Raw genomic sequence first — 6968 nt, 5'->3', positions numbered from 1 at the left:
ATGGCAGCCGCTGTTGCAATGATTTTGAGCGCAGGCTCTGCAATGGCATCGAATTCAGATACGGGTACAATTACTTTCCACGGCCTGGTTTCTAACAACACCTGTAAAATCTCTCTTGATAATAAAATCGATCAAGACGGTAATGATTTTGACGTTACTCTGGATACCGTTTTTGTTAAAAACTTCGCTACCGCGCTGGGTAATGACAGTACTCTGGGCGAAAAACAATTCGCTCTGAACCTGAGCGAATGTGATAACGCAACGGTAAAAGATGCCTCCGCTCAGTTTGATTCCTGGGGTGGTTCCAGTTCTACGTCTGGTGGCCTGTTAGTACCGCCGGCTAACCTACAGGGTGCGGCAGAAAACGTTAACCTGGTGCTGTCTAACAACGGCAACGGCGCTACCGATCTGATCAAAGTTGACCAGACTAACAACACGCAGAAAGCCACTATTTCCGCTGATGGTACCGGTGACCTGTTCTACCGCGTAGCCTACACCCAGGGCCAGAAGTGGAATGAAGACAGCAGCCCGGTAACGGCAGGGACCGTACAGGCGCAGGTTGCCTTCACCGTTGTTTATAACTAATCCTTTTATTTAAAAAGATTAGCCAATCCCTCAGCGACTATGTTGGGGGATTTTAAAGTGTACCTACAGGGAGGGTAAAATGGTCAATACGGTTATTACAAAGGGATTTAAAGCCACCTGCTTCGCTGCTGCGGCCTTCTCGGCATTTACAGCGTTCCAGGTCAACGCGGATATCGTCATTTCCGGAACACGTATAGTGTACCCGCAGTCATCAAAAGACGTGATTGTGAATCTGGATAATCGGGGAAATAAACCGCTACTGGTGCAAACCTGGTTGGATGACGGGCGTGACGGTGTTGATCCTCAGGAGCTAAAACTGCCATTTGTCATTACTCCCCCGGTATCTCGTATCGATCCACAAAAAGGGCAATCCTTACGCATTACATATATGGGTAGCGCATTACCTCAGGATCGGGAATCACTGTTTTGGTTTAACGTGCTGGAAATCCCGCCAAAATCAAAAGCGAAAGAAGGCGAAAATTTAAATCAACTTCAACTCGCCTTTCGCACGCGTATCAAATTATTTTTCCGTCCAGATGGCCTGAAAGGCACGCCTGGCGATGCGGCTGAAAATCTAAAATGGTCGCAGAAAAAAGAAGGCAATACATTTTCACTGTTTGCCCAGAATGATAGCCCGTACAATGTTTCCATTTCCAACGTTAAATTTAAAGTGGGCGGCAAAGAATATACCGTCGACAGTAAATCTGTCTTGCCCTTCAGCGGGATAGGCATGCCCGTAAAAAATCTTTCGAGTAATACCAGTGGTACAGTTATCTATAACACCATTAATGATAATGGCGGTACAGATAAGCGAGAAGCCAAAATCGACTAATTAATAATAATTACGCTTCAATATTGTGGGCAACAATAGCCCACATCAATTATTCGGATAAAGAATGCTATTTCAACGCTCATTACTATGCCTTGCTATTGGCGCTGCGCTCCCTTTTTCTGTTTCTGCTGCAAATTCAGAATCAGCTAAAACCATTGTCGAGTCAGATGAAGCCGTAGAATTTAACGAGCAATTTTTACTTAACAGCGGTGCGAATATCGATATTAGTCGGTATACGTATGGCAACCCGGTACTCGCCGGAACCTATCGTGTAAAAGTAAACCTTAACAATGCGTTGAAATCCACCTCTGAAATTACCTTTAATGAAAACGGTACGCCGCGCGCCAGCGCGTGCCTGACGCCACTTTTACTCACCCAGGCAGGTGTTGATCCCACCTCGATGAGCGATGATTTCGAGGCTGATGACAACACTTCATGCCTGGATATAAAAAAATACTACCCTGGAGCTACGGCAACTTATGATTCCGGCAAACAGGCAATGGATCTTAACTTCCCGCAAATTTATATCCTGAAGCGCCCCGCCGGGTATGTTGACCCTTCTCTGTGGGAGGATGGTGTTCCAGCAGCAATCGTCTCTTATGATATGAACGCGTGGCACAGTGAAGGCAATGGTACGACATCCGATACCGCTTACATGGGCCTGCGTTACGGTTTAAATATGGGGCCGTGGCGTTTGCGTTCCCGAGGCAGCCTTAACTGGAACAAAGAAACCGGTAGCGAATACAACAATCAGGACGTTTATTTACAGCGAGATATCACGGCGCTGAAAGCGCAAATGGTGATAGGCGATTCCTATACCCGTGGCGATGCGTTTGACTCCTTCAGTCTGCGCGGGACACGCATTTATAACGACGATCGCATGCTGCCGATGGGCTCCAGCAACTATGCGCCCGTCATCCGCGGCATCGCCAACAGCAACGCCAAAGTCACGGTGATGCAAAGCGGTAATAAAATCTACGAAACGACCGTACCGCCGGGCGCGTTTGAGATTAACGACCTCAGCACCACGGGTTACGGTAACGATCTGCTGGTTACCGTAGAAGAAACCGATGGCAGCAAACGCAGCTTTTCTGTCCCCTTTTCTTCTGTCACCCAAATGTTACGCCCCGGCTCGACACGTTGGGATATCGGCGTCGGCGAGCTGAACGATGATTCTTTGCATGATAAACCACAGGTGGGTTACGCGCAGTTTTACTATGGCCTGAACAACACCTTTACCGGCTATATTGGCGCGCAATATACCGATATGGACTTCTATGCCGGGTTATTAGGCCTGGCAATGAACACCGGCATTGGCGCATTCGCCTTTGATGTGACGCAATCTCACGCCAGCATTGATGATCTAGGCACACTCAGTGGGCAAAGCTACCGACTGACATACAGCAAAATGATAGAAGCGACCAATACCTCGTTTAACGTCGCCGCTTATCGCTTTTCCACCGAAGATTACCTCAGCCTGAATGACGCTGCATCTCTGCAAGACAGTGTTAAACACCGGCAATACGCCCAGCAAAGTTACCAATCAGGTGATGAGCTTTATGCTGATTACCAGCGCACCAAAAACCAGGTGCAGGTCAGTATCAACCAGCCCTTAAACCAGGGAGAAACTGCCTGGGGTTCTGTGTATGTCAGCGGAACATGGCAAGATTACTGGAATGACGCGGGATCAACGGCCAACTATAGCGTGGGTTACAACAACAGTTTTGCCTACGGCAGCTATAGCCTGTCGGTACAACGTGCCTATGACCAGAACGGCAATAAAGACGACAGCATCTATGTCAGCTTCAGTATTCCACTGAGTATGTTTTCCCACAGCGGGGAACGTTCTGGCGGCTTCTCCAATATCAACATGGGCCTGCGCTCTGACATGAAAGGCGGTACTAACGTCAACTCCACCGCCAGCGGTAACACCAAAGATAACGACATCAGCTACTCCGTTAGCGCCGCCTCCAGTAGCGGTAATTACGGCAATCTGAATCAGGTAAGCGGCTTTGGTTCCCTCAACAGCAGTTACGGCCCATTAGGGCTTTCCGCTTCTTTTGGCGACGACAATAGCCAGCAATATTCCGCCAGCTACAGCGGTGGCATGGTGCTGCATTCTGGCGGTGTAGCGTTCGCGCCGGGCAGCATTGGCGAGAGCGACGCCGTCGCGCTGGTAAAAGCCAGTGGCGCGAAAGGTGCAGGGTTAGGTTACAGCAGCAGTGAAATCGGAAGCTCAGGCTACGGCATTTTGCCGTATATGTCGGCCTACCGCGAGAACCGGGTGTCGCTGGATATCAGCACGCTGGAAAACGATGTTGAAATCAAAAGTACCAGTACCGTTACCGTACCGCGAAGCGGTGCCGTCGTGCTGGTCAATTTTGAAACCAATGAAGGGCGCTCACTGATTCTGGAATTACTGCGCAGCGATAAAGGTTTTATTCCTTTAGGCGCAGATGTCCTTAACGAGAAAAATGAAACCGTCGGCACCGTAGGTCAGGCCGGGCAAGCCTACGTCCGCGGTGTAGACCCACAAGGCGAACTTCGCGTGGTGTGGGGCAGTGGTAAAGAAAGCACCTGTACGGTGCATTATCAGTTAACCGAAACCACGGCAAAAGCGGGGCTAACGCCCGTATTAAGTAACCAACTTTGCCACATGTAATGACCTGTTTAGGGAAAAACTAATGAGAGTTTATATGAAAAGAAACTGCCTCAGTCTTCCCATCGCGGCATTTGTCGCGATGGCAGCCTCTGGAAGCGCCCTTGCTGCTAACTCCACCAACCTTGATGTTAACTTCACGGCTACTATTTTCGAGACGACGTGTAACATGAAACTGGTCGGTGGTACGGGGAGCGATACCGTGCAGAGCTTAACCATAGGTAATGCTAATGGTGAAGTTCGCCTCGATGATGTACGTAATAATGCGGCAACGGCGAATTTCCAGATTGTGCTCGTCGAATGCCCGGCATCGCTCAGCTCATTAAAAACAACGGTCACCGGTACGCCGTCAAATCTTCTGCCCACCGGGTTAGCCAACTCACTGGCGAAAGGCACTGGCGTTTCAGACTACTCCGCCGTCACCATCGCGCGACAAACCGCATCAACCACCCCTTTTGTCATTAACTCAACCGCTGATGCAGAACGTTTGGTCTGGACGGAAACGGAGATCTCGAATAAATCCGTACCGTTGGTCGCTTCTCTGCAAGAAACCAAGGCCAGTTCACTGACCGTGGGTAAATTTGAAGCCACCGCCGTATTCGAGTTTGAATACGATTAATTCGCGCAGAATAACGGAGAACTCCTATGAAATTTAACTCAGCATTACTCGCTTTATCCGTTTCTGCCATTTTATTTTCCGGCATGGTTAATGCGGCAATTAGCGGCACCGACAGCGTGCAAATGACCTTTACATCAACGGTAACCACCGGTACCTGTAACGCTAGCGTGGTTAATGGAGCGGGGACAGAAACCGCAGAAATCGGTTTTGGCGATGTTTATATCTCCGATATCGCGAATAAAACACGTATTGAACCCCTGAAAATTAAATTCACTAACTGCTCCGGGGTCGACATCGCCACTGTAGCCGCCAAGCCGGGTTCTGGCGGGGGATGCTCTGGCCCAAATAGCAATGGAGATTCCTTTGCGGCTGGCTTGGGCACAGGGTTTGAAGTGTGGTCCGGCGAGGCGGACACCGGCCTTATGCTGAGCTGCAAAAGGCCGCCAGCAGCGCAGGAAGTGACTATTACCGAAGGTGTCGGCGAGTTTCCCATGAATTCACGTATCGTTGTCGCGCAAGACAGAACGATAAGTGATGTGAAAACAGGCTCCGCGCTCGCACCGGTCACCTTCACCGTTACCTACCCGTAAAGCAGGTAATGCACATGCAACAATTACCGTTCTTTTTTCGCCAGCCCGGTCTTGTGTTGCTTGCGGGCCTGACGAGTGGGCTGGCGTCTGGGGTAAGCCAGGCAAGTGCTGGTTTGGATATCAACCTAACGGCCAATATCATCAACAACACTTGTCAGTTGAGTCTGGAAAACGGAGGGGAGATTTATCTCCCCACTGTTGCACGGGCATGGTTTTACCATAGTGACGGCAGCAGTAAATATGCACCAACCGATGATGCTGGCGGCACACCTTTTAACGTGCGGCTCGAAGACTGCGCCGATAACGGCAGTATCAAGCAACTGATGTTCAGTTTTACGCCGCAATCTGGCTTCTGGAGCAACCAGAACCAGGTTTTCAAAAATGATGCCACGGTGGATGCCGCGCAAAACGTCGATATCGTTATTTTTTCTGCGGACGCTAAAACTAACGTCTTAAACAGTGATGGCAGTTCAAATGTTGTTTACGACGTCAGCGAGAAAAGCAGTTCACAGTATTTAACGGATTATCAGTTTTACGCGCGCTATCAGAATACGGGCGCAGTTGTCAGCGGCGTTGTCACCAGCAACGTCTTGGTTGACGTCAGCTACGAATAAAAGGATTTATGATGAAGCTCTCCCCTCACCTGGCCGCGTTGTTACTGTTGGGCACATCCGGTGCAGCATATGCTGACCAGGAATGTAAATTTTACAATGATACAACGCGGGAAATCATGTCTCCCGGTACCGCACCGACGATCACCTTCCTGCCTTCCGTGTCTAGCGCTACGTTGCTGGCGAGCAATATCATTATGGAACTCACCCCGCAGATGCAAAGCCACTGCATGATGGGGATTGATGGCGAAGATGTCTTCTCAATGACGGACAGCAGCTTATTAATCGGCTCTGTCGATGGGAAGGCGTTGTTTCGTACTAACATTCCGGGCATTGAGTACACCATCGGGCTCTACCCCGACGGACGACCGCTTACCGCATGGTTCCTCACCAACACCAGCTCGTATACCGAATCTGCGATATCTAATGATAATGAAAGCTACTTCAGTGAAAAAAAATGGCATGCGGTCATGGATATCTACCAGCTACCGGGCTTTAGCGGTGTGCCTGAAGGCATCGGTTTTCTTAGCGCCGTCGGCGGTCCGATCGGTCATATTGTGCTGGGAAACCCCAGTAGCTCCGAGGGCAGCGACCATCCTCGTCCGCTGATTACGATGTCAGATGCCACATTTTACATTCCATTCTCCGAACCGACCTGCATTCTTACAGCCCCCACCACCGTGAATTTAGGCGACTGGTATCGAAGTGACGTGGAGAAAGACCAAACCACCGAGGTGCCTTTCCAGATTAGCGGCACCTGTACCGGGACGATTGAAGTCTCGTTCGTGGCTAAATCATCGTACACCACAGCGGATAAAAGCTTATTCACCAACTCGATCACCAGCAACGCCAGCATCACCGCGGCTGGCGGCGTCGGCGTGAAAATAAGCTCTCCAGCCTATTCGCAAATGTATGCCGACAGCACAGCTGAAGTCATTGCCGTGGGTGAGATAATCGGAATGCCTGTGACCTCGGTAAACGCTAACTTTAAGGCAAAGCTTGTCAAAACAGGGACGGAAGCCGTAACCCCTGGCATTTTCGGAACGTCTGTCACCTTCCAGATAACCTACCA

At 49.9% G+C, this 6968-nt stretch carries 7 protein-coding genes; all 7 read left to right on the top strand.

Annotated elements, in window-relative coordinates:
- A partial coding sequence (locus tag FDW94_RS11205; protein ID WP_137377588.1) for a fimbrial protein occupies positions 1–585 on the top strand: 585 nt, incomplete at its 5' end.
- A gap of 79 nt (positions 586–664) precedes the next feature.
- Complete coding sequence (locus tag FDW94_RS11200) at positions 665–1417, top strand: fimbrial chaperone (protein ID WP_137377587.1); 753 nt, start codon at positions 665–667, stop codon at positions 1415–1417.
- Between the two features lie 64 nt (positions 1418–1481).
- Positions 1482–4079, top strand: a complete 2598-nt coding sequence (locus tag FDW94_RS11190) for an outer membrane usher protein (protein ID WP_137377586.1) — start codon at positions 1482–1484, stop codon at positions 4077–4079.
- 34 nt (positions 4080–4113) lie between these two features.
- Positions 4114–4695, top strand: a complete 582-nt coding sequence (locus FDW94_RS11185) for a fimbrial protein (RefSeq protein ID WP_137377585.1) — start codon at positions 4114–4116, stop codon at positions 4693–4695.
- Positions 4696–4721: 26 nt separating this feature from the next.
- On the top strand, positions 4722–5285 hold the full coding sequence (locus tag FDW94_RS11180; protein WP_137377584.1) for a fimbrial protein: 564 nt from the start codon (positions 4722–4724) through the stop codon (positions 5283–5285).
- A gap of 14 nt (positions 5286–5299) precedes the next feature.
- A complete protein-coding gene (locus FDW94_RS11175) occupies positions 5300–5899 on the top strand; it encodes a fimbrial-like protein (RefSeq protein ID WP_137377583.1) in 600 nt (199 codons plus the stop codon).
- An 8-nt stretch (positions 5900–5907) separates the two neighbouring features.
- The coding region (locus FDW94_RS11170; RefSeq protein WP_249358435.1) for a fimbrial protein StkG at positions 5908–6968 on the top strand (1061 nt) is incomplete at its 3' end.

Origin of the sequence: Citrobacter sp. wls757, from assembly GCF_005280935.1 — a bacterium.
GTDB lineage: Bacteria > Pseudomonadota > Gammaproteobacteria > Enterobacterales > Enterobacteriaceae > Citrobacter > Citrobacter portucalensis.
The sequence above is the reverse complement of the archived record's forward strand: the minus strand, read 5'-3'. Positions and strand labels throughout refer to the sequence as shown.